Consider the following 21,713-nt stretch of genomic DNA (forward strand, 5'->3'; position numbering starts at 1 on the left):
TACGGGATCCGTGCATGCGGGAGTTGCGCGATGACGGCCGTGCAGCGCATCACCTGCGCCATACGGGATCCGCACACGCGGGATCCGTGCCGAAGGGGCACAGAAGCTGTGACGAAGGGAACGGGAGCTGCGATGAGGATGCAGGAGCTGTGACGGGAGACGCGGAAACCGCAAAAGAAGATGCACGGCAGGAAGGTCGCATACGCTACGTGCCGTCCCGGATACGCACCGTCCCGGATACGTACCATCTTGCCCACAATTGGCACCGATATTGCGAGAATTGGCGGATCCGCATTCCCAGCGGCGATTTTCGTCCCGGTGCCGTGACGTTCTGCCAATTCTCGCAATATTCATGCCAATTGTGGGCGGAGCGGCATGTGCCGGCGTGCGGGACCGGCGACCGACCGCGGAATCGCGACCGTCTCCCGCGCGCATCGATGCCATACTGAGGGCATGACGAACGAGCATGTGCACGATATGCGGAACGACGATGCCGGCAACGCGACCGGTCTGTCCACCGGCCCATCCACCGAGGAGAGCATCGAGAGGGGCACGGCAAAGAGCAAGACGACGTCCGCCGCACCCGCACCCGCCGCACCGAACGTGGCCTACTTCGCGGGCGGCTGCTTCTGGGGCCTCGAACGGTATTTTCAGGCCGTGGACGGCGTGACCGGCACGACCGTGGGCTACGCGCAGTCGACGGTCCCGAACCCGACGTACGAGCAGGTGTGCTCCGGCTCGACCGATGCGGCGGAGACCGTGCGCGTCGAGTTCGATCCGGCACGCGTGTCACTGCGCACGCTGGTGCTGCTGTTCCTTGAGGTGATCGATCCGTTCAGCGTGGACGCGCAGGGCCCGGATCACGGCCGCCAGTATCGCACGGGCATGTTCTACGTGGCCGATGACAATGTGGACGATGCCGCGCAGGGCGATGCAGACGGCGCAACGACCGATGCCGACATGCCAAGGATCGGCACAACCGACGCTTCCGGCGCCGATGCCGCCGCACCCGACTCCCCCGCCGGTCTGGCCGCACGCAGCGTCGCCGCGCACGCCACCGGCAACGCGCAGCAGGATGTGTACGTGGCCGCGCTGGAGCAGCTCATCGACCGCGATCCGCGCCGCCCGGCCGTGCTGGTCGAGCCGCTGCGCAACTTCTACCCGGCTGAGGAGCATCATCAGGACTATCTGGTCAAGAATCCCGGCGGCTACTGCCATATTCCGCTCGCCGCGATCGCGAACGTGAAGCGTCGTCAGCGCTACGTCGAGCGCATCTGGGATCTGACGCTGGAACAGTTCGCGGTGACGCAGCGCGCCGCCACCGAGCGCCCGTTCACCAACGCGTACGACCGCACGTTCGAGCCGGGCGTGTACGTGGATGTGGTGAGCGGCGAGCCGCTGTTCCTGTCCACCGACAAGTTCGATTCCGGCTGCGGCTGGCCAGCGTTCTCGAAGCCGATCCGCGACGATCTGCTCACCGAGCATGAGGATGATCGCGTGCCGGGCCGTCCGCGCATCGAGGTGCGCACGGCCGATACGCAGATCCATCTGGGCCACGTGTTCGCCGATGGCCCGGCAAACCGCGGCGGCCTGCGCTACTGCATGAATTCGGCGGCGCTGCGGTTCGTGCCGCTCAGCCGCATGGCCGAGGAAGGATACGGCGATCTGATTCCGCGGCTGGAGCAGCCAGCGCAGTAGGGCGGCGACGCCGACGGGCGGGTGCGCCACCCGTCTGAGCGGAGTCGAAGGATCCCTGACACCACGGATGGCCAAAGATCCTTCGACTACGGCCTACGGCCTCCGCTCAGGATGACGGAGGGGAAGCAATCTGTGGCCCGCGCCCAGAATGACAGGTGGGGACGGACCCGCGGGCAAACACCACGTCTGAGCGGAGCACGAAAGCAACCCCACCACGTCATCCTGAGCGAAGCGCAGGCAACCACCCCCGTCATCCTGAGCGAAGCGCAGCGGAGTCGAAGGATCCTTGACACATCCGAGTGCGGACCAAACACGGATGATCAAAGATCCTTCGACTACGGCCTACGGCCTCCGCTCAGGATGACGGAAGGGAAGCAACCTCAGCCTCCGCTCAGGATGACGGAGGGGAAGCAATCTGTGGCCCGCGCCCAGAATGACAGGTGGGGACGGACCCGCGGGCAAACCACGTCTGAGCGGAGCACGAAAGCAACCACCACGTTGTCATCCTGAGCGGAGCACGAAAGAAACCCACCACGTCATCCTGAGCGAAGCGTAGCGGAGTCGAAGGATCCCTGACACCACGGATGATCAAAGATCCTTCGACTACGGCCTACGGCCTGCGCTCAGGATGACGGAAGGGAAGCAACCTCGGCCTCCGCCCAGAAAGACGGGCAATAATCCGCGCTACAGCGCCTGCGCGTTGTCGATGAGCGCCTGCTTGAGGTCGGACTCGAGCTGACGCATCTTCACCTCGGCGGCCGCGCGGTTGGCCTTGCCTTCCTTCTGGATCTGCACGGTCTCCTTGAGCGTGGAGATGAGCTCGGAGTTGATCTTCTCCAGCGTCTCGATCTCCACCACGGAACGCTGGTTGGCCTTCTCGGCGTCCACCGCGCCCTGGTGCAGCGCGGCCGCGTTCTTGGTGAGCAGCTTGTTGGTGATGTCGTCGGCCTTGTTCTGCAGGTCGAGCGCCTTGCGCTGGTTGGACAGGCCGAGCGCGATGACCATCTGGCTCTTCCACACGGGGATGGTGGTGGAGATGGTGGTGTCGATCTTGTCCACGATGGTCTGGTCGGCGTTCTGGATGATCTTGATCTGCGGCGCGGTCTGCAGCGTCACCACGCCGATGCGGTCGAGGTCGTCAATGCGCTTGGCGAAACGGTCGAGCTTGGACTTGAAGTCCTTGAGCACCTGCGCCTGCATCGGGTCGCCGGACTTGGCGGCCTCGGCCTCCAGCGCGGGCAGCTGGTTGGCGTTGAAGTCGGCGAGCGCCTTCTTGCCGGCGAGCACGGTCATCTTGAGTTCGCGGTACTGCTGCGCGTTCTGGTCGTACATCGTGTTGTACATGGCGATGTCCGCCACGAGGCGCGCCTGCGCGGTCTCGAGCTTGGAGACAATCTCGTCGATCTGCGCGTCCACCTTCTGGTAGCGGCGGCGCAGCTTGTCGATCGACACGGCCACCTGCCCGATGATCGGCAGCTTGCGGAATCCGCCGAGCTCGGCCTCGTCGATGGTGGTGAGCATGGTGGCGAGCAGTTCGCCCGCCTCGCCGGTGTCCTTGGAGCGCGTGTCGGACAGGATCTCGTCCGCGAAGGTGCTGGTGGCGCGCTGCACGTCCTTGCCGTACGACGATTCGATGCCCTGCTTGGTGAAGTCGATCGCGCCGGCCATCTGCGCCACCTGCGCCTGCGCTTCCGGGGGCAGCTTGGCGATCTGCTGGTCCGGGGTGAGGGCGGCGTCGGCCTGCGCCTGCGCGGCGGTGGGGACGAGCGATGCGGCGTCCGGGTCGGCGAGCGCGGGGGCGGCCGGCTTGACGGCGCTGTTGCCGGCGAGGTCGGCGAGGGTGATCTGCTGTGCCATGGTGTGGTTCCTTTCGTGGGGCGCGTGCCGTGCGGCGTGCGCGGCGACGTGGCGTGTGCGTGTGTGGGATTGCGGCGGCGTTGGCGGCTGTTGGCGTGGGTTCGTCCTTTACTGTCCTACTGTCCCATCTGTCCCGTGTCCGATCTTACGATTGTCCGCCGAGCACGGCGATGAGCTTCTGCATCGCGTCGTTGTTGGGCAGTTCGCTCACGGCGGTGAGCTGGTCGGCGGCGGAGGGCACGCCGAAGCGGCTGATGGAGTCGGTGCCGGCGAAGTTGGCGGCGCGGAAGCCGTGGCGCTCCCATGCGAGCTTCTGCACGTCCTGCGACTTGAGCACGCTGAGCAGTCTGCGGCCGTTGTCCGTGAGCGGGATGAGCGTGTGCGTGCTCCACACGGTGGGCGTGGGGTACACGATGACCACGTCGTCCTTGATCTGCTGGTAGGCGGCGGGCTGGTTGACGGCGAGGTCGAGGATCTGCGATTCGTAGCCGACCATCATGGGCTTGGAGCCCACGCCGAGCGTGAGGAACTGGTTGAAGCTGTCCTCCGAGCTGGTCTCCATCCAGCCGGATTTGGCGAAGATGGCCTGGATCTTGGCGGCGTCGCGCGTGATCGTGTCCACGGTGGCGGGCTGGTTGCCGCCGCCGAGCACGGTGGCCACGAGCGCCGCGTACTCGTTGCCGGAGTTCGACTTGACGGGGTCGGTGGAGTCGATGCGGAACTGTCCGTAGCCGGCCGCGTATCCCACGTCGGCCCATGTCTTGTTGGCCGTCATGGCGTCCACGGCCTTGGCCATGTCCATGTGGTAGGTCTCGCCGTCCTTGGTGACGAGCCCGCCGGAGACGAGCCCGTCCACCACGGCCTTGTGCGTGTAGAGCACGATCGGCGAGTTGAAGACGATGTCCGAGCCGTCGGCACTCACGCCCTTGGCCTTGCCGTATTCCACGGCGGCGCGCGAGGAGGGGAACAGGTAGTCCATGCCGGTCATGTCCGCGGTCATCATGTCGAGCGAGCCGGCCTTGCGGTAGTTCACGTCGAGCCCGGCGGCCTTGGTGGCGGCGGCGAACTGCGGGTCGTCGAACAGGCCGATCTTCTCGCCGCCGAGGTAGCCGTTGACCTGCGTGGTCTCGACGGGCTTGGGCTGCGCCTGACGCCAGATCATCGTGCCGGCGAGCACGCCCACCACGACGATCAGCGCCACGAGGCCGATGATCCTGGATTTGGTGATCTTCATCGCTGCACCCTTTCCTCGGGGCTGGGAGCGGGGAACGTCTCCGGCGTCTCGGCCGGCGTCTCGGCCGGCTTCGCCGCGGGCCCGCCCGAGGCCTTCGCCGCGCTGACCGGCGGCGGCGCGGGCAGGTCGACCGGCTTCTCGTAGGGCGAGGGCCCCGCCAGATCGTCCGGCGCGTCGGCCACGTCGTACCCGTCCATGCGCGCCAGGCGCTGGATCGCCTCGGAGTCGGCGGCGATGCCGAGCGTCTTGGCCTTGACGGCGCGGCTCAGCTCGCCGGCCGCGGTCTGCTCGAGCACCTGCAGCGCCTCCACGGTCTCGCGACGCGCATCGGCGATCTGGTCGCGCGCGCCGGACGCCTCCACCTCGGCGTACGAGTCGAGCAGGCGCGCGGTCTGGTCGCCGTACACGTTCACGTAGTGCTGCAGCGTGGGGTAGGCACCGGGGTTCTGGGTGACGTAGGCGACGAGGTCGCGCGTGGCGGCGATGAAGTCGTCGGCCTCGCGGCGCACGCCCACGTCGCGCAGCCGCCGCGCGGAGGCCTGCACGCGCATGAGCATCGCGTTGGCGGCGTCCACCGCGGCCACGGCCTTCTGCCCGTTCGGCAGCGCGGAGGCGATCACCGTGCCGAGCCTGCGCTCCGGCGCGGTCAGCGCGCTCACGCCGATGTATCCGCCCACGGCGGCCACCATGGCCACCACCGCGCCCGGCACGCCGCCGCCGGCGAGCCAGAAGCCCAGCGCGCCCAGCGCCAGTCCGGCCACGAATCCCAATATCACGCTGATCATCAGTTGCAGTCCCCAGTCGTGCCTCGTATTGCCTTTAGTTGTAGCCCTTGACCTGACGGAACACGGACGCGAGGCCGCCGGTGCGCCCGTCGAACACCTTGGCGTTGCTCAGGGACGCGATGGCGTCCAGCTGGGCCGGGTCGGCTTCGCCGAACATGATCGAGAAGATCGGCAGGTCCTTGCCGCGCTCGCGGTACGTGGACTCGAACTGCGACTGGTGGTTGGTGACGGACTGGCCGTCGGTCATGAGCACGATCGCGGTGGTGTAGGCGGTCACGTCGGCGGGGAGGTTGTCGAGCGCGCGGTCGAGGCCGTCGTAGATGTCGGTGCCGCCGGCCGCGGCGCGCTCGGATGCGGCGGCGAGCAGCGCGGCGGTGTCCGTGCCGTTGGCGGTGATCGGCTGCGAGGCCTGCGAGGCGAACGGGATGAACACGTTCACGTCCTTGCTGCTCGGCTCGATGTGCGACTGCCTGGCCTGCGCGGGGTCGAGCGCGGCCTGGAGCCCGGCGACCACGCCGTTCTTGCCGTCGCCGGACATCGACCCGGAGTAGTCCACCACCCAGATGGTGTAGCTGGGCTTGCGCAGCGCGGTCTGGTACACGTCCAGCGACGTGCGGATCACGTCCGCGGCGGGCAGCGGGATGGTCCTGAGCGCGCTGGCCTCGGTGGTGATGCCCCAGTCGGCCTTGAACGCCTGCTGCACCTGCGCGTCGGAGGCGTAGGTGAGGGTGCCGCCGAGCCCGGTGCGACGGCCCGCGCGCTCGAATTCGAGCTTGGCGTCGTCCGACTGCAGCGCCTTGACGAAGTCGGCGAACGCGGCGTCGAGCTTCTGTCCGCGGTCCACGTAGCCGAGCGGCGAGTCGGACACGGCGATGCCGTCCGCGGGGTACACGGCGAGCAGCGGGTCGTGCCCGTTCTGCGTGAGCTGCTTGTCCGCCTGGATCACCAGCGACTCGTAGTTGACCATCGCGTCGAAGCGGTCCGGGTTGGCCACCACCATGTCCTTGAGCCAGTCGGAGCTGCCCGAGCTGCGGTCCACGCCCTTGAGGAGCGCGATGAGCTTGGCGCGCAGGGCGTCGTCGTCGAGGTTCGCGGCGGTGAGCGGCTGGTTCGTGCCGGCGAGCGCGGTGGCGAACGCGAGGTAGGCGGAGGCGCCGGAGTTCGACTGCGTGGCGGAGGTCATGGAGAACCTGAGCTTGCCGGCGGTGACGGCGTCGATGATGTCGGTGGTGCCCACGGCCCTGGTCTTGCCGGAGGCGTCGGCCCAGCCGAGTTCCACGGCCTTGGACTTGGCGATGCCGAACACGACGGGCGTGGTGGACGTGCTCGTCTGGTTCTTGACGAGGTGCTTCACGTCGCCCATGGAGATCCACATCGAGGAGGCGGGCCAGACGGCGTCGTAGTTCTCGCCGCCGTTCTCCAGCGCGCTCATCACGTCGAGCGAGCCCATGTAGTTGAGCGTCACGGCCACGCCGGATTCGTCGGCGGCCTTCTGCACCGCGGCGGCCACCTCGCGGTTCTCCGAGCCAGACGCGATGTTGAGCGTGGCGGTGGCCTTCCTGCCGTTGGGCTGGAAGGTCTGCACCTTGCTGGCGTCCTGGTTGGCGGTGTTGGTATTGTCGTCGGTGCCGAACGAGCAGGCGGCCGCGCCGAGCGCCATCGCTCCCGCCGCGATCGCGGCCACGGCCCTCGTCAGTCGCTTGCCTATGCTTCTCATAGCTTCATTGTCGAATACCGAGATGAGGCGCTCCAGACCTCAATGTGTACCCCGGGTGAACGCATGGTGAACTTACGGTGTTGCGCGATGCCGTTCCCGCGAGGCGCCTACAGCGCCACAGTGAGCGGATCGTCGAGGAAGTCGAGGATGCGGTGCACGTACGGCCCCAGCACGGCGTTGGGCATCGAGAAGATCTCGTGCAACGAGTTCGGCACGCGCACGATCTGCGCCTCTCCCCCACCGTTGCGCACCAGGTTCACGAAGTGGTCCTGCGGACCGTTGAGCACCCACATGTCGTGCCCGGCCTGGAACAGCAGGATCGGCGTCTCCACCTGCGCGCACGCCGCGGGCTGGATCACGGCCTGCGAGAGGCGCAGCGCCTGACGCACCCACTCGAACGTGGCCGCGTACGTCTGGCAGCGCTCGTCCTCCACGCGCAGCTGCTGGAACCAGCGCACGCGCGCCTCGGACGCGCCCGGATGGTCGGCCATGCTGATCTCCGGCGTGAACTCGGACTGGCCGAACACGATGTGCCGCCCGAGACCCAGCGCGCACAGACCCTCGGAGAGGATGCGCGCGGCCCAGTTGGGCATGCCGGTGGCCGGGGCGATCATGGGCGCGGTGAGCACGGCCTTGTCGAACAGCGTGGGATGCTGCTCCAGCACGGCCGCGCCGATGCCGCCGCCCATCGAATGCGCGAACAGGTTGATGGGCATGCCGCCCGCGTACTGCTGGCCGACGGTCTCGGCGAACGCGGCCAGATCGGCCACGTACCGCCGCCAGTCGTCGATCCACACCAGCGACTTGTTGTCCACGTCGCGCACCGAATGCCCGTGGCCGCGATGCTCCAGCACGCACACCGAATACCCGGCGAGCAGGAAGTACCAGACCATCTCCGCGTACTTGGCGGCGAACTCGGTGAAGCCGTGACTGATGACGATCGCCCCGCGGAACGCGGCCGTGGCGCCCGATTCGCGGATCGCGTCGAACTTGCCGGCGTCGTAGCACACGTAGTGCAGCTTGCCGGGCGTGGGCGCGGGGTCGAGACCCTCGGGGCGTTCGGTGGCCTCCACGGCGGCGGGATCGAACCAGCCCTCGTCGCGGCAGCGCGCGAGCGCAGGCAGCACGGTGTCGCGCATCTCCTGCGCGTAGCGGTCCTCGTCAATCAGCCGAATCTGCATGACTTCAGCCTAGCGCGCGGGCGGGGCAGCGCGGACCGGGCCGCGGCCGGGCCGGGACCGGGGACCGCGGATCGCAACGTTGCGACGATCGACCACCTGAGGACGCATCGAAGCCTTCCACCACGGTCATCCATCACAACGTTGCGACGATCGACCATCGGGGACGGCACTCCCCGCGCATCCCACGGCCATCCCCCGCAACGTTGCGACGATCGACCACCTTGGGACACCTCGGCCCCCACCACGATGGTCGATCGTCGCAACGTTGCGGCACGCGGCACGCTCAGCGCAGGCCGAGCGCGTCGTACAGGAAGTCGCGCTGCAGCGTGAGCAGGTTCTCCGCCACGGTCTCGTCGTTCGTCATGTGCGTGATGCCCGCGAGCGGCAGGAACGTGTGCGGGCGGCCCGCCGCCATGAGCGCCTGCGACAGGCGCAGGCTGTGCGCGATCGTCACGTTGTCGTCGGCGAACCCGTGGATGAGCATCAGCGGGCGCGCGAGCTTGGGCGCATCCTGCACGATGCCATTGAAGCGGTAGACCTCCGGGTCGAGGCCGAGGTAGCGCTCGGTGTAGTGCGTGTCGTACAGCGTCCAGTCGGTGGGCGGAGCGCCGGCGCACGCGGCCTTGACCACGTCGGGCGCGTCGAGCACGGCCAGCGCGGAGAGGAAGCCGCCGAACGACCAGCCGATCATGCACACCTTGTCGATGTCCGGCTGCGGACCGTCGGGCAGCTCGCGCGCCATGACGTCCGGCAGCGCGTGCACGGCGTCCACCTGATCGTCGATGGACACGTCCTTCATGTGGCCGAACATCTCGCGATCCCACTTCGGGCCGCGTCCGGTGGTGCCGCGATTGTCCGCGGTGACGACGATGAAGCCCTGATCGGCCCACCACTGCGACTCCCAGTGGTTGCGCTGCGCGGCCACGGCCTGCTGGAATCCGGGGCCGCCGTACGGCTTGAGCAGCACGGGCAGCGTGGCGGCATGCGCGTACGGGCTGGAGGCGGACGGCCGCGTGATCACGGCGATCATGCGACGCTCGCCCAGACGCACGAACGCGGAGTTGAGCGCGAATCCGGGCACGGCGGCGGTGCTGGCGATCTCGCCGCGCACCTCGCGGGTCGCGCCGGAGCCGTCGGAGTTGTCGGTGGCCGGGATCTGCGCGATGTGCAGCATCGTGGTGCGCGGGCTCGCCATCGTCATGCCGGTGAGCACCGCGCCCTTCGCGCCGCGCGACGCGGACCACACGCCGGGCTCGCCCGTGTAGGCGGGCGTCACGCTGCCGTCGAAGCCCAGACGCACCACGTCGAAGCTGCGCGCGTCATGCTCGTCGGGGCGCTGCCACGCGATGGTCTGAGCATCGTCGTCGGTCTGCGGCAGCGGGCCTGCGACCTCGGGCGTGCGCTGCACCACGGCGAGCACGTCGTGATCGGTGACGTCGAGCACGGTGCGCACGTTCCATCCGGCCGGCGTGAACGGCACGCCGTCCGCGGTGAGGCGGTTCGTGTCGGCGTCCATGTCGTTGAGCGGGCAGATCAGGCGGCCGTCCGGCGTGAACGCGGGCGTGCCGTCGACGATGTCGATCCACTGGTCGTTGTGATGCTCCTCCAGCATGCGCGTGGCGCCGGCGGCGTTCGCGTCGGCAGGATCGGCTGCGAAGTCGACGCTGACGGCGAGCACGCGGTCGTTGCGCTGGCAGCGGTCCTGCACGAGGATGATCGGATCGCGGCCCTGCTGCCAGTTCACGCGCGCCACGTACTCGTACGCCTTGCGATCCCAGCGGATCTCGCGCGCATCGAAGCCGTTGAGCTCGCCGGTGCCGCGTAGGTCCAGCTCGGCCACGTACAGGCGCACGTCGGCGTTGCGCGTCAGCGCCTGCGCGTAGCGGCGCGACTGGGCGGGCGCGGTCGGATCGGACGGGTCGACGATGTTCCAGACCGGTTCGGGGCTGGCATCGAACGTCTCGTAGATGATGTGGCGCGAGTCGGGCGCCCACCAGAAGCCGTCGTAGCGGTCCATTTCCTCGCCGGCCACGAATTCCGCGAGGCCGATCTTCCATGTGCGATCGCCGTGCGCGCCCTCGCCGCCCGCGCGCTCGGCGGCGTCGTTCGCGTCGCATACGCCGGCGATGCTGCCGTGCGCGTCGGGGCAGGTCGCGTTGACGGCGACTGCGCGCTCCACGGCGGTGACTTCGGCGTCGTCGGCGGATTCGGCGTCAGATGCGCCATCGGCGGCCGTGTGCATGACGGCCGGCGCCTCGTCCCAGTCGGCGATGGTCACGAGCTCCAGATGCTCGCCGGTGGTGTACAGCACGTGCGTGCCGTCCGGGCTGATGCGCGGATTGAGCACCGGGCCGGCCTCGCCGTTCGCCAGCTCGTCCATGCCCCAGTCGTTGACGCACAGCTGACGCGTGCGCGCCGTGGGTTCCGTGGGCTGCGTGGGCTCCGACGACTCGGCAGCCGTGATCTCGGTGAGGAACAGCTGCCCGTTGATCGTGAAGACCACGCGGTCGCCTGCCGCGTCCACGCTGTAGCTCACGATGCCCGCGCCGCCTTCGCGTGCGCGTTCGCGACGCGCCTTCTCCTCGGCCGGCACGTGCTCGTTGTCGGCGTCGGCCAGCAGCTCGCGCGGATCGGCAAGCAGGGTCTCGCGGTGCGCGCCGGACGCGTCGAACCAGCTCAGCCACAGGCTCGTCACCAGATCCTCCGGGCCATCGGAGCGCAGGAACAACGCCCGCGTGCCGTCGCCGATCGTGCGTGCCGATCGCGGCGCACCGCTCTGGAAGCGCAGCGTGCGCGCACGCCTGCGCGGAAACTCGCGGATCGCCGCCGCCTCGTCCGTCTCGACAGCACCCGTCGCGGGCACGCCCTGCGCGCCGGTCGCTCCGGTCACGTCGTCGCCGTCATTCGTCATATCGTCCTCGCTCCTCGCGTTCCTTCGGCAGCGCGACGTCGTCCGCCGATCTCGTCCGCCGGCGTCGGCATCGTCTGCTTCGTTTCACATCCGTCGCGCACGACCTCCCGCAATGACGCATCCGTCGCGCGCGCCGATCGTCGCCCACTATATGCCCGCGCCCACCGGCACGCCCCCGCGCGTCCGCGCCCGCCGCCCACCACGGAGCGCAGCGGAGACGGAGAAGACGGATTAGGGCGGATTCCCCACCGACACGCGATTTCGCCACAAATGTTCGCCGATCGCGCCAGCGTCGCACACGCAGCCGCCGCAAAACGTGGCGAACGCCCCACGCACACCCCACGCGGCCCCACGAAACCCCGCGCGCCCGAGCGAATACTTGCAAGGGTTTCACATCACCGACGCCCCGAGGCCCATGAGCCGCGTACCATGGGAAACAGTATGAAGAAAGGGAGTACCATGAGCTTTCTCGATCGATTCGAGCAGAAGGTCGAAGGCGCAGTGAACGGCGTGTTCTCCAAATTCGGCTCGAAGGACCTGCAGCCGGTGGACCTGTCCAGCGCATTGGAGCGCGAGATCGACGCGCAGGCCATGCCCGTGGGACGCGACCGCACCGTGGCCCCCAACGAGTACCGGTTCAAGCTGAGCACGCCCGACTTCGACCGCATCGAATCGTGGGGCAGCGAGGCGATGGCCAACGAACTGGCCGACAACCTCACCAAGTACGCCGAAAGCCAGCACTACGCGTTCATCGGCCCGGTGGTGGTGATCTTCGAGGAGGATCTGGACCTCGCCAAGGGCGACTTCCACCTCACCAGCGAATCCGTGCAGGGCAACGCCGCGCCCGTCACCGCGCCGAGCGAGACCAAGGACTGCCCGGTGCTGGAGATCAACGGCCGCCAGTACCTGCTCACCGCCTCCCAGACCGTGCTGGGCCGCGGCTCCAACTGCGACATCGTCATCGACGACCCCGGCATCTCCCGCAAGCATCTGGAGATCGACATCACGGACAAGGGCGTCATCGCCCGCGACCTCGGCTCCACCAACGGCACGTACGTCGAGGGCCATCAGGTGCCCGCCGCCACGCTGCTGGACGGCAACACCATCACCATCGGCCGCACGCGCATCCGCTACTGGGCCTCGTCCCAGGAGCAGGAGTAGTCCGCGCCGCGTCCGGCGTCACGACGGATAGGTCGTCATCATGACGGAACTCACATTCGCACTCCTCAAGTACGGGTTCCTCGTACTGCTGTGGGTGTTCGTATGGCTTGCCGTGCGCTCCCTGCACCGCGACATCGCCTCGTTCAGCCCCAAGCCCTCGCGCTCGCGCCGCAAGCGCGAGAAGGCCGCCAAGCGCGCCGCCTCCGCGCCCGTGCCGCAGGCCGAACCGCAGCGCCCGCACACGCAGCAGCCGCTGCCGCCGCAGCCGAACCCGTCCGCCGGGCCCGGCGCGCAGTCGTCCCGTCAGACGCCCCAGAACCAGGGCCCGAACGCCCAGTCCCAGCCGCATCCGCTGCAGGCGCAGCAGAATCAGGCCCGTCGCGCCTCCTCCCCCACGCTGCTGGTGGTGGTGGACGGCCCGCTCGCCGGCGCCACCGTCCCGCTCACGTCGGACGCCATCACCATCGGCCGCGCCGCGTCCAACACGGTCGTGCTCAACGACGAGTTCGTCTCCGGACACCACGCGCGCGTCTACGCCGACCCGACCTCCGGCCAGTGGGCCATCGAGGACCTCGGTTCCATGAACGGCACCGTCGTGGCCGGTCAGCGCATCGCCGCGCCCACCATCCTTCCCGCCCGCGTCCCCGTGCGCATCGGCGCCACCACCCTCGAATTGAGGTAGCCGCCGATGCCCGATTCCGCAACGCTGTTCCTCTACTCCACCACCGTCTCCGACGTGGGGTACGTCCGTAGCAACAATCAGGACTCGTCGTTCGCCGGCGAGCACCTGCTCGCCATCTGCGACGGCATGGGAGGCCATGCGGGAGGCGACACGGCATCGACCATCGCGATCCGCTCGCTCGCGCACATCGAGCACAACGACTCCACGTCCGGCAGCAAGGATCCGGCCGCGGTGAAGACCGTGGCGGAGATGATGGAGAACTCCGTGCTGGCCGCGCACGACGCGATCGTGGGCAAGGCGCGCCGCGAGCGCAAGCTGTCCGGCATGGGCACCACGGTCACGGCGGTGGCGCTGGTGGCCGGCTACTGGGTGCTGGCGCACATCGGCGACTCGCGCGCGTACCTGCTGCGCGACGGGCACCTGATCCGCATGACCAAGGACCACAGCTACGTGCAGCATCTCATCGACACGGGCCGCATCACGCCCGCGGAGGCGAAGAACCATCCGCAGCGCAACGTGGTGATGCGCGTGCTGGGCGACTTCGACATCGACCCGCGCCCGGACGTCTCGGTCCACGTGGCACGTCCGACCGACCGCTGGCTGCTGTGCTCCGACGGCCTGTGCGGCGTGCTCGCGGACTCGACGATCGCCACGACGCTGGCCTCCGTGGCCGACCAGAACGCCTGCGCGCAGCAGCTCGTGCAGATGGCGCTCAAGGCCGGCAGCACGGACAACGTGACGGCCGTGGTGGGCGACGCGACGCTGGCGCTGGACGCGGACGCGTTCGACCTGCCGCACCAGACCCCGCTGATCGGCGGCGCGGCGAGCGCCACGCTGGAGCCCCTCGCGGACATCGTGGACGAGCCCGTGGCGGCGGCGCCCCGGCTCAAGGACGACCACGACTCCCCCGCCTCGCGCGCGGCGGCGCTCACGCAGACCATGTCGCAGCGCATCGCGGCCGAGCAGGCCAGCAAGGGCGCGGACGGCAAGTCCGAGGGCCAGCGCGTGGCCCAGCCCTCCGCCGAGCGCGCGGAGACCGGCGAGCTGCAGGTGCCGGACACCGGCGAGATCCCGGTGGTGCAGAAGCGCGACGGGCGCGTGAGCGCGGACCCGAACGACCCGGACGTGGCCAAGGCGATCGTGCGCGAGCAGCGCGCCCACGAGGGCACCGCGCGCAGGCGCCGCAAGCGCGGGCGCGTGGCGGTGCTGATCGCGGTGCTGGCGGCGCTGGCCATGCTCTGCGGCGCGGTCTACGGCACGTTCGCGTGGATCCGCACGCGCTACTACGTGGGCGAGGCCGACGGCTACATGACGATCTACCGCGGCGTGCCCACGAACATCTTCGGCCTGCAGCTGAGCCGCGAGGTGGAGCGCACCGACGTGAGCCTCGACTCGCTGCCGCAGAGCTGGCAGGACCGGCTCGAGGCGGGCATCGTGGTGGATGATCTGGACGCCGCGCACGAGCGCGCGAACTACATCGACAACGAGATCCGCGCGATCACGGAGAACGCGCAGGCCTCCGCGAGCCCCACGCCCACCGCATCCGATTCCGCGTCGGCGTCCGAGTCCGGCACGCCCGCACCCGCCGACTCCGCGACCCCGTCCGGCGGCGCGTCCTCCGCCGCGCAGACGCAGCCGAACGCGCAGTCGCCCGCGTCGCCGTCGCAGGGAGGCGCGCAATGACCGGCACCCGCATCCGTCAGCTCCTGTTGCTGCTGCTGTCCTTCGCCATCGTGGCGCTCGGCTTCTTCCAGATGTTCGAGCGCACGCTGGGCACCGTCCCCACCGACTTCACGGTGCGTCTGCTCGTGGTGGGCGCGCTGTTCATGGCGCTGTGGGCGCTGCTCGCCCGCTTCCAGCCGTACGGCTCGCAGACGCTCATCCCGTGCGTGGTGCTGCTCAGCGGCATCGGCGTGCTCATCATCGCGCGCATCGACGTGAACCAGAAGACCTCGGTGGCCTCGCGCCAGCTGCTCTGGCTGGCGGCCGCGCTGGCGCTGTGCTGCGTGCTGGTGGCCACGCTGCGCGACTACCGCATCCTGCGGCGGTTCTCCTACGTGAGCATGGTGGCGGGCCTCGTGCTGCTGCTCGCGCCCATGCTGCCCGGCCTGGGCCACGAGGAGGGCGGCTCGCGCATCTGGATCAAGATCGGCTCGTACACCATGCAGCCGGCCGAGTTCGCCAAGCTGTTCCTCGCGTTCTTCTTCGCCGCGTACCTGTTCGACCACCGCGACCAGCTGGCCGTGGGCGGGCGCAAGGTGTTCGGCTTCCGTTTCCCGCGCATCAAGGATCTGGGGCCGATCATGATCGTGTGGGCGGTGTCCATGGGCGTGCTGGTGATGCAGCGCGATCTGGGCACGTCGCTCATGTTCTTCGCGATGTTCGTCTCGATGCTGTACGTGGCCACCGGGCGTCCCAGCTGGATCGTGATCGGCGTGGCGGCGTTCGCGGTGGGCGCGGTGCTCGCCTCCTCGATCTTCAGCCACGTGGGCAACCGCGTCAACGCCTGGCTGCATCCGTTCGACGCCGACGTGTACAACGCGGTGGGCGGCTCCGAGCAGATCGTCAAGGGCGTGTTCGGCCTCGCCGCGGGCGGGCTCACGGGCACGGGACTCGGTCAGGGCCACCCGTACATCACGCCGCTGAGCTTCTCCGACTTCATCTACGCCTCCGTGGGCGAGGAGCTGGGCCTGGTGGGCGTGCTCGCCATCCTGATGCTCTACCTCATCATCATCGGCACCGGCATGGTGACGGCCATGAAGATCAAGGACGGCTTCGGCAAGCTGCTGGCGTCCGGCCTGGTGTTCACGATGGCGTTCCAGGTGTTCACCGTGGTGGGCGGCGTCACGCTGGTGATCCCGCTGACCGGCCTGACCATGCCGTACATGGCGGCCGGCGGCTCCAGCCTCATCGCGAACATGGTGCTCATGGCGCTGCTCGTGGTGATCTCCAACGCGGCGAACAAGCCGCAGCCGGACACCACGTCCGGCACGTTCCAGTACGAGGCGCTGGCCGTGCTGCGCGAGCAGGAGGTGCGCGAGCGCGCCGAGCAGCTCAGGGCGGAGCGCGAACGCAACGCGCAGGCCACGCAGGTGATCGACGTGCGCGGTCCCAGGCACGGCGCGCACGCGGCGGGCGCCGCGGTTTCGGCGGACGCGCCGGAGGCCGAGTCCGGGGAGGCGCCGACCGAGGCGCTGGGCGTGCGCGACGCGGCGCAGGCGTACGAAGGGTACGACGGCGACGGCCGCGACGGCAACCCCTACGCCGACTACGACATCGGCTACGACGCCTACGATGACGAGGACGACGCGGATCTGGACGAGCTCGTGGAGACGCACGAGCAGCCGCGCGTGACCGACGAGATGATCGAACGCCACGCGCGTCACGCCCAGCACGCCCGCGACGAACGCGACGAGTCCGCCGACACGAACCACGAGCACGACCAGAAGAAGGAGGCCGACCGGTGAACAAATCCCTGCGGCAGCTCTTCACGGCCGTCATCGTCCTGTTCACGATCCTGGGGCTCTCCAGCACCATCATCATGGCCGTCCGCGCCAACGACCTCAACGCGGACGGGCGCAACCGCCGCGGCCTGTACTCCGAGTACGGCGTGCCGCGCGGCGCGATCCTCGCCTCCGACGGCAGCGTGCTCGCCCAGTCCGACCCGGTCAACGACGCGTTCAACTACCAGCGCAAGTACACGGACGGTCCCACGTTCGCGGCCGTGACCGGCTACTATTCGATCGTCTCGCGCTCCGACCGCGGCATCGAGGCCTCGCGCAACTCGCTGCTCTCCGGCCAGTCCGACAGCCTGTGGCTCGACCGCATCACCTCGCTGTTCACCGGCTCGCAGACCAAGGGCGCCACCGTGGAGACGTCGATCGACGCGAAGCTGCAGCGCACGGCCATGGAGGCGCTCGGCGACAACGACGGCGCCGTGGTGGCGATCGAACCCAAGACCGGGCGCATCCTAGTGATGGCCAGCACCCCCAGCTACGACCCGAACGCGCTCGCCTCGCACGACGGCGGCACCGCGATCAGCGCGTACCAGCAGGTGGTGGACGCCAACGGCAACCCGATGCTCAACCGCACGATCAGCGAACACTACCCGCCCGGATCCACGTTCAAGCTCGTGGTGGCGGCCGCGGCGCTCGAATCCGGGTACACGCAGGACACGCAGATCCCCGCCGGCTCCAGCTACACGCTGCCCGGCACCGCCACCAACCTGACCAACACCACCAACGCGGCGGCCGGTTCCAACGGGCAGATCAGCCTCAGGGACGCGCTCACGTGGTCCAGCAACACCGCGTTCGCGCAGCTGGGCGTGAAGCTCGGCAACGACGCGGTGAGCGCGCAGGCGGCCAAGCTCGGGTTCGGCACCGACGTGACGATCGACGCGTCCGGCTCCGGCGACCGATCGATCACCGCCACCGCCTCGAACTTCCCCAAGACCACCGGTGACGACAAGCTCGCGCTCGCCTCGATCGGCCAGGGCGACAACGTCGTCACGCCGCTGCAGAACGCGATGGTGGCGGCCGCGGTGGCCAACGGCGGCAAGCTCATGGCCCCCACGCTCGTGGACCGCGTGCGCGGGTCGGACCTGAGCGTGATCGACCAGACCAAGGCCACGGTGTTCTCGCAGGCGTTCTCGCAGAGCACGGCGGACGCGCTCAAGGAGATGATGAAGTCCGTGGTGGCCAGCGACGCGCCGAGCCTGCAGCTGCAGCAGGGCGTGGCGGCCAAGACGGGTACCGCGCAGATCGGCGATGGCAGTAGGATCGACGGCTGGACCGTGGGATTCGCCCCGGCCGACGATCCGAAGATCGCGGTGGCCGTGGTGGTCCACAACGTCACCGGATACGGCGTGACCACCGCCGGTCCGATCATGAAGCAAGTCATGGAGGAGGCGCTGAAGCAATGAGACTCATCGAAGGCCAGCTCATCCATCGGCGCTACCGGCTCGACCAGCGTCTGGCCCAAGGCGGCATGGGCGAGGTGTGGAAGGGCTACGACATCCAGCTCGGACGCCCGGTGGCCATCAAGGCGCTGCGCCGCGACACGCAGGACACCGAGGCCAAGCTCAAGCGCCTGCGCGCCGAGGCCCACAACTCCGCCAATCTGGCGCACCCCAACATCGCCGCGCTGTTCGAGTACTACGAGCACGACGGCATCGGCTTCCTCATCATGGAGTACGTGCCCAGCAAGTCGCTGGCGGACATCTACCACGAGAAGGGCGCCATGAGCCCGCTCGAGCTGCTGCCCATCCTCATCCAGACCGCGCGCGGCCTGTTCGTGGCGCACAGCCACGGCGTGATCCACCGCGACGTGAAGCCCGCGAACATCATGGTCTCGGACACCGGCGAGGTGAAGATCACCGACTTCGGCGTCTCGTACTCCACCAATCAGGTGCAGATCACGCAGGACGGCATGGTGGTGGGCACCGCGCAGTACATCTCGCCCGAGCAGGCGCAGGGACTCACGGCCACGCCGCAGTCCGACATCTACTCGCTGGGCGTGGTGGCGTACGAGGGCCTCGCGGGGCATCGTCCGTTCACCGGCGCCACGGCCGTGGACATCGCCGCCGCGCACGTGAACGAGGAGGTGCCGCCGCTGCCCGACTCGGTGGACACGCAGCTGGCGCACTTCGTGATGGCGATGCTCGCCAAGGACCCGCAGGACAGGCCCGCGGACGCGCTCGTGGTCTCGCGCACGCTCGCGAAGATCGAACGCCGCCTGCTGGACCAGGAGACGCCCAACACCGAGACGATCCTCGGCGCCGGCGGCAGACTTCCCCGACGCGTGGTGAGCGCACCGCACAGGGCGGCGCTGCTCGACGCCCCGGGAACGCATGAGAGAACGAACATTCAGGAGGGATCGCGATGAGCGCAATCATGCCCAGCACTCTGGCGAACGGGCGGTACCAGCTCGGCGAAATCGTAGGCCGCGGAGGGATGGCCGAGGTCTACATGGCGTTGGACACGCGCCTCAACCGCACGGTGGCCATCAAGATCATGCGCTCCGACCTGGCCAACGACGCCATCTTCATCGCACGCTTCACGCGCGAGGCGCAGTCCATCGCGCGCATGAACAACCCGAACATCGTCTCCATCTACGACTCCGGCGACGAGACGCTCACCGCGGAGAACGGGCAGAGCGAGCGCGTCCCGTACCTCGTGATGGAGTACGTCAAGGGACAGACCCTGCGCGACATCATCAAGGCGAACGGCGCCCTGAGCCAGCGCGACGCCGAACAGGTGATGCTCGGCGTGCTCAACGCGCTCGACTACTCGCACCGCATGGGCATCATCCACCGCGACATCAAGCCGGGCAACATCATGATCTCCGATCAGGGCATGGTCAAGGTCATGGACTTCGGCATCGCGCGCGTGCTGGACGACTCCGCCGCCACGATGACGCAGAGCCAGGGCGTGGTGGGCACCGCGCAGTACCTCTCCCCGGAGCAGGCGCGCGGCGAGCAGGTGGACACGCGCTCCGACCTGTACTCCGCCGGCTGCGTGCTGTACGAGATGCTCACCGGCCGTCCGCCGTTCACCGGCGACTCCGCCGTGGCGATCGCCTACCAGCACGTCTCCGAGGTGGCCACGCCGCCCAGCACGCTCGTGCCCGGCCTGCCCGCCATGTGGGACTCGATCTGCGGCAAGGCGATGGCCAAGGACCGCCTCAACCGCTACTCCACGGCCGCGGAGTTCAAGAACGACATCCTGACCTTCATGAACGGCGGCACCCCGGTGGCCGCGGCGTTCAACCCGCTCACCGACCTGAGCAACATCAAGGCGCGCAGGGACGCGGAGGCCGCGGAGAACCCGGCCGCCACCGCCACCACGGCCACGATGGCCATGCCGCCCATGGGCGACACCTCCGCGCCCACGCAGGCGTTCGGCGCGCCCGTGCAGGCCCCCACGCAGGCGTTCAACCCGGTGACCGGCCAGTTCGAGCCCATCACCCCGGCGCAGGCGGCCCCCACCACGGACACGCTGCCCAAGACGCGCGCGGCGCAGCGCAACGCCACCGCCACCGCCAAGAAGCGCAAGCGCAACACGGTGATCGGCATCGTGGCGGGCCTGCTGGTGCTGGCCGGCGTGGTGCTGGGCGCATGGTGGTACCTCTCACGCGACACCACGCAGTACACGCAGGTGCCCACGCTGTCCAGCTCGATGACCGAGGACCAGATCCGCAAGACGCTGGCGGACGCGGGCCTGTCCATCGACGTGCAGCAGGACACCGACTCCTCCGAGGCGGAGGGCACGTTCACCAAGCAGGATCCGGCCGGCGGCGTCACCGTGGCCAAGGGCTCCACGGTGAAGGTGTGGTTCTCAGTCGGGCCGTCCAGCACGCAGGTGCCGGACGTGAGCAACCTCAGCCAGAGCGAGGCCAAGGCCAAGCTCACCGCGGCCGGCTTCTCCGTGAGCCCGTCCAACAAGACCGAGGACAGCGCCACGATCGAGAAGGACAAGGTGACGCGCACCGACCCGGCCGCCGGCTCCGCCGCCGCCAAGGGCTCCACCATCACCATCTACACGTCCAACGGCATGACCACCGTGCCCGACTGGACCGGCAAGACGCAGTCCGAGGTGACCTCCGACCTGAAGAACTACAACTTCACGCCCGTCATCCAGAACGAGGCGTCCGACACCGTGGCCGCGGGCTCCGTGACGCGCACCTCGCCGGCCGCCGGCACCAAGGTCTCGCAGGACGAGTCGATCACGATCTACATCTCCACCGGCAAGGCGAAGGTGACCGTGCCGAACGTGGTGGGCAAGACCGTGGCGCAGGCCAAGAGCCAGCTGGGCGACTACCAGATCAGCTTCTCCGGCCCGTCCGACGACGGCGCCACGGTGAGCGCGCAGAGCCTCTCCGCCGGCAGTCAAGTGGACAAGGGCGCCACGATCACCCTCACCACGCAGGCGGCCGAGATCACCGTGCCGAACGTGGTGGGCAAGACCGTGGCGCAGGCCAAGAGCCAGCTCAGCCAGTTCGACGTGAGCGTCTCCGGCGCCTCCGACGACAACGCCGTGGTGACCGGGCAGAGCCTGTCCGCGGGCAGCAGCGCCACCGCAGGCTCGGAGATCACGCTGACCGCGCGGGCCTCCTCGTCCGGCAACGGGTCCGGTTCGGGCTCCGGCGGGTCCGGTAACGGCGGGTCGGGCGCGACCGGCGGGGCCTCCAGCCCGACGCACTGAGTACTGAGCGGGCGCACCGAACACTGAGTACTGAGTACCGAGTACCGAGTACCGAGCACCGAGCGGGCGCGGCCGACTCATCCGCGTGCACGCGCCCGCCCTTCATCCCGCGCGTCCCGAATCGCGTGTCCTAGACCATATGTTCCAAGCTGAGGCTCCTTCGCCGCAGGTTGGAACATATGGTCCGGAATCACGCCATTGAGCGCCCCGAAAACAGACCGTTCGTTCCAAGCTGGACGCGAGGCGTCTCAGGCTGGAACGAACGGGCAAGAGAGCTGACGCGCGA

Annotated in this window: 14 protein-coding genes; 8 read left to right on the plus strand and 6 right to left on the minus strand. The window is 68.8% G+C overall.

From position 1 onward, the window contains the following. The first annotated feature begins 540 nt into the window (after positions 1-540). Complete coding sequence (gene msrB, locus G1C96_RS10275; RefSeq protein WP_335341938.1) at positions 541-1,698, plus strand: peptide-methionine (R)-S-oxide reductase MsrB; 1,158 nt, start codon at positions 541-543, stop codon at positions 1,696-1,698. Between the two features lie 684 nt (positions 1,699-2,382). Here msrB and G1C96_RS07275 read toward each other — a convergent pair. The 6 genes from G1C96_RS07275 to G1C96_RS07300 all read right to left on the minus strand — a co-directional run bounded on the left by G1C96_RS07275 (position 2,383) and on the right by G1C96_RS07300 (position 11,383). Further along, the gene (locus G1C96_RS07275) at positions 2,383-3,555 is read right to left on the minus strand and encodes a toxic anion resistance protein (protein WP_240945151.1); all 1,173 of its coding nucleotides are present in this window, start codon (positions 3,553-3,555) and stop codon (positions 2,383-2,385) included. Between the two features lie 145 nt (positions 3,556-3,700). Beyond that, the gene (locus tag G1C96_RS07280) at positions 3,701-4,789 is read right to left on the minus strand and encodes a substrate-binding domain-containing protein (RefSeq protein WP_169275928.1); all 1,089 of its coding nucleotides are present in this window, start codon (positions 4,787-4,789) and stop codon (positions 3,701-3,703) included. After that, positions 4,786-5,574, minus strand: a complete 789-nt coding sequence (locus tag G1C96_RS07285; protein ID WP_169275929.1) for a 5-bromo-4-chloroindolyl phosphate hydrolysis family protein — start codon at positions 5,572-5,574, stop codon at positions 4,786-4,788. Before G1C96_RS07285 ends, G1C96_RS07280 begins: the two co-directional genes overlap by 4 nt. Positions 5,575-5,608: 34 nt before the next feature. Further along, positions 5,609-7,291 carry a VWA domain-containing protein gene (locus G1C96_RS07290; protein ID WP_169275930.1) on the minus strand — a complete coding sequence of 561 codons (1,683 nt, stop codon included), beginning with the start codon at positions 7,289-7,291 and terminating at the stop codon, positions 5,609-5,611. A 107-nt stretch (positions 7,292-7,398) separates the two neighbouring features. Then, a complete protein-coding gene (locus G1C96_RS07295; protein ID WP_169275931.1) occupies positions 7,399-8,472 on the minus strand; it encodes an alpha/beta fold hydrolase in 1,074 nt (357 codons plus the stop codon). Between the two features lie 283 nt (positions 8,473-8,755). Next, positions 8,756-11,383, minus strand: a complete 2,628-nt coding sequence (locus G1C96_RS07300) for a prolyl oligopeptidase family serine peptidase (RefSeq protein ID WP_169275932.1) — start codon at positions 11,381-11,383, stop codon at positions 8,756-8,758. Between the two features lie 459 nt (positions 11,384-11,842). Between G1C96_RS07300 and G1C96_RS07305 the strand changes: the two genes are divergently transcribed. The 7 genes from G1C96_RS07305 to pknB are packed head-to-tail and all read left to right on the plus strand — an operon-like array spanning position 11,843 to position 21,427. Continuing rightward, positions 11,843-12,544, plus strand: coding sequence for an FhaA domain-containing protein (locus tag G1C96_RS07305; protein WP_169275933.1), 702 nt, complete (start codon positions 11,843-11,845; stop codon positions 12,542-12,544). A 40-nt stretch (positions 12,545-12,584) separates the two neighbouring features. Further along, positions 12,585-13,226, plus strand: coding sequence for an FHA domain-containing protein FhaB/FipA (locus G1C96_RS07310; protein WP_169275934.1), 642 nt, complete (start codon positions 12,585-12,587; stop codon positions 13,224-13,226). A 6-nt stretch (positions 13,227-13,232) separates the two neighbouring features. Further along, the gene (locus G1C96_RS07315) at positions 13,233-14,909 is read left to right on the plus strand and encodes a PP2C family protein-serine/threonine phosphatase (RefSeq protein WP_169275935.1); all 1,677 of its coding nucleotides are present in this window, start codon (positions 13,233-13,235) and stop codon (positions 14,907-14,909) included. After that, complete coding sequence (locus G1C96_RS07320) at positions 14,906-16,693, plus strand: FtsW/RodA/SpoVE family cell cycle protein (RefSeq protein WP_169275936.1); 1,788 nt, start codon at positions 14,906-14,908, stop codon at positions 16,691-16,693. The genes G1C96_RS07315 and G1C96_RS07320 overlap by 4 nt, the downstream gene beginning before the upstream one ends. Continuing rightward, positions 16,690-18,147, plus strand: a complete 1,458-nt coding sequence (locus G1C96_RS07325; RefSeq protein WP_169275937.1) for a peptidoglycan D,D-transpeptidase FtsI family protein — start codon at positions 16,690-16,692, stop codon at positions 18,145-18,147. The genes G1C96_RS07320 and G1C96_RS07325 overlap by 4 nt, the downstream gene beginning before the upstream one ends. Beyond that, the gene (locus G1C96_RS07330) at positions 18,144-19,109 is read left to right on the plus strand and encodes a serine/threonine-protein kinase (RefSeq protein WP_169275938.1); all 966 of its coding nucleotides are present in this window, start codon (positions 18,144-18,146) and stop codon (positions 19,107-19,109) included. The genes G1C96_RS07325 and G1C96_RS07330 overlap by 4 nt, the downstream gene beginning before the upstream one ends. Beyond that, entirely contained in the window at positions 19,106-21,427 is a 2,322-nt protein-coding gene (gene pknB / locus G1C96_RS07335) for a Stk1 family PASTA domain-containing Ser/Thr kinase (RefSeq protein WP_169275939.1), read from the plus strand. Before G1C96_RS07330 ends, pknB begins: the two co-directional genes overlap by 4 nt. The last annotated feature ends 286 nt before the right edge of the window (positions 21,428-21,713 follow it).

The sequence above is a fragment of the Bifidobacterium moraviense genome (assembly GCF_012932365.1).
Taxonomy (GTDB): domain Bacteria; phylum Actinomycetota; class Actinomycetes; order Actinomycetales; family Bifidobacteriaceae; genus Bifidobacterium; species Bifidobacterium moraviense.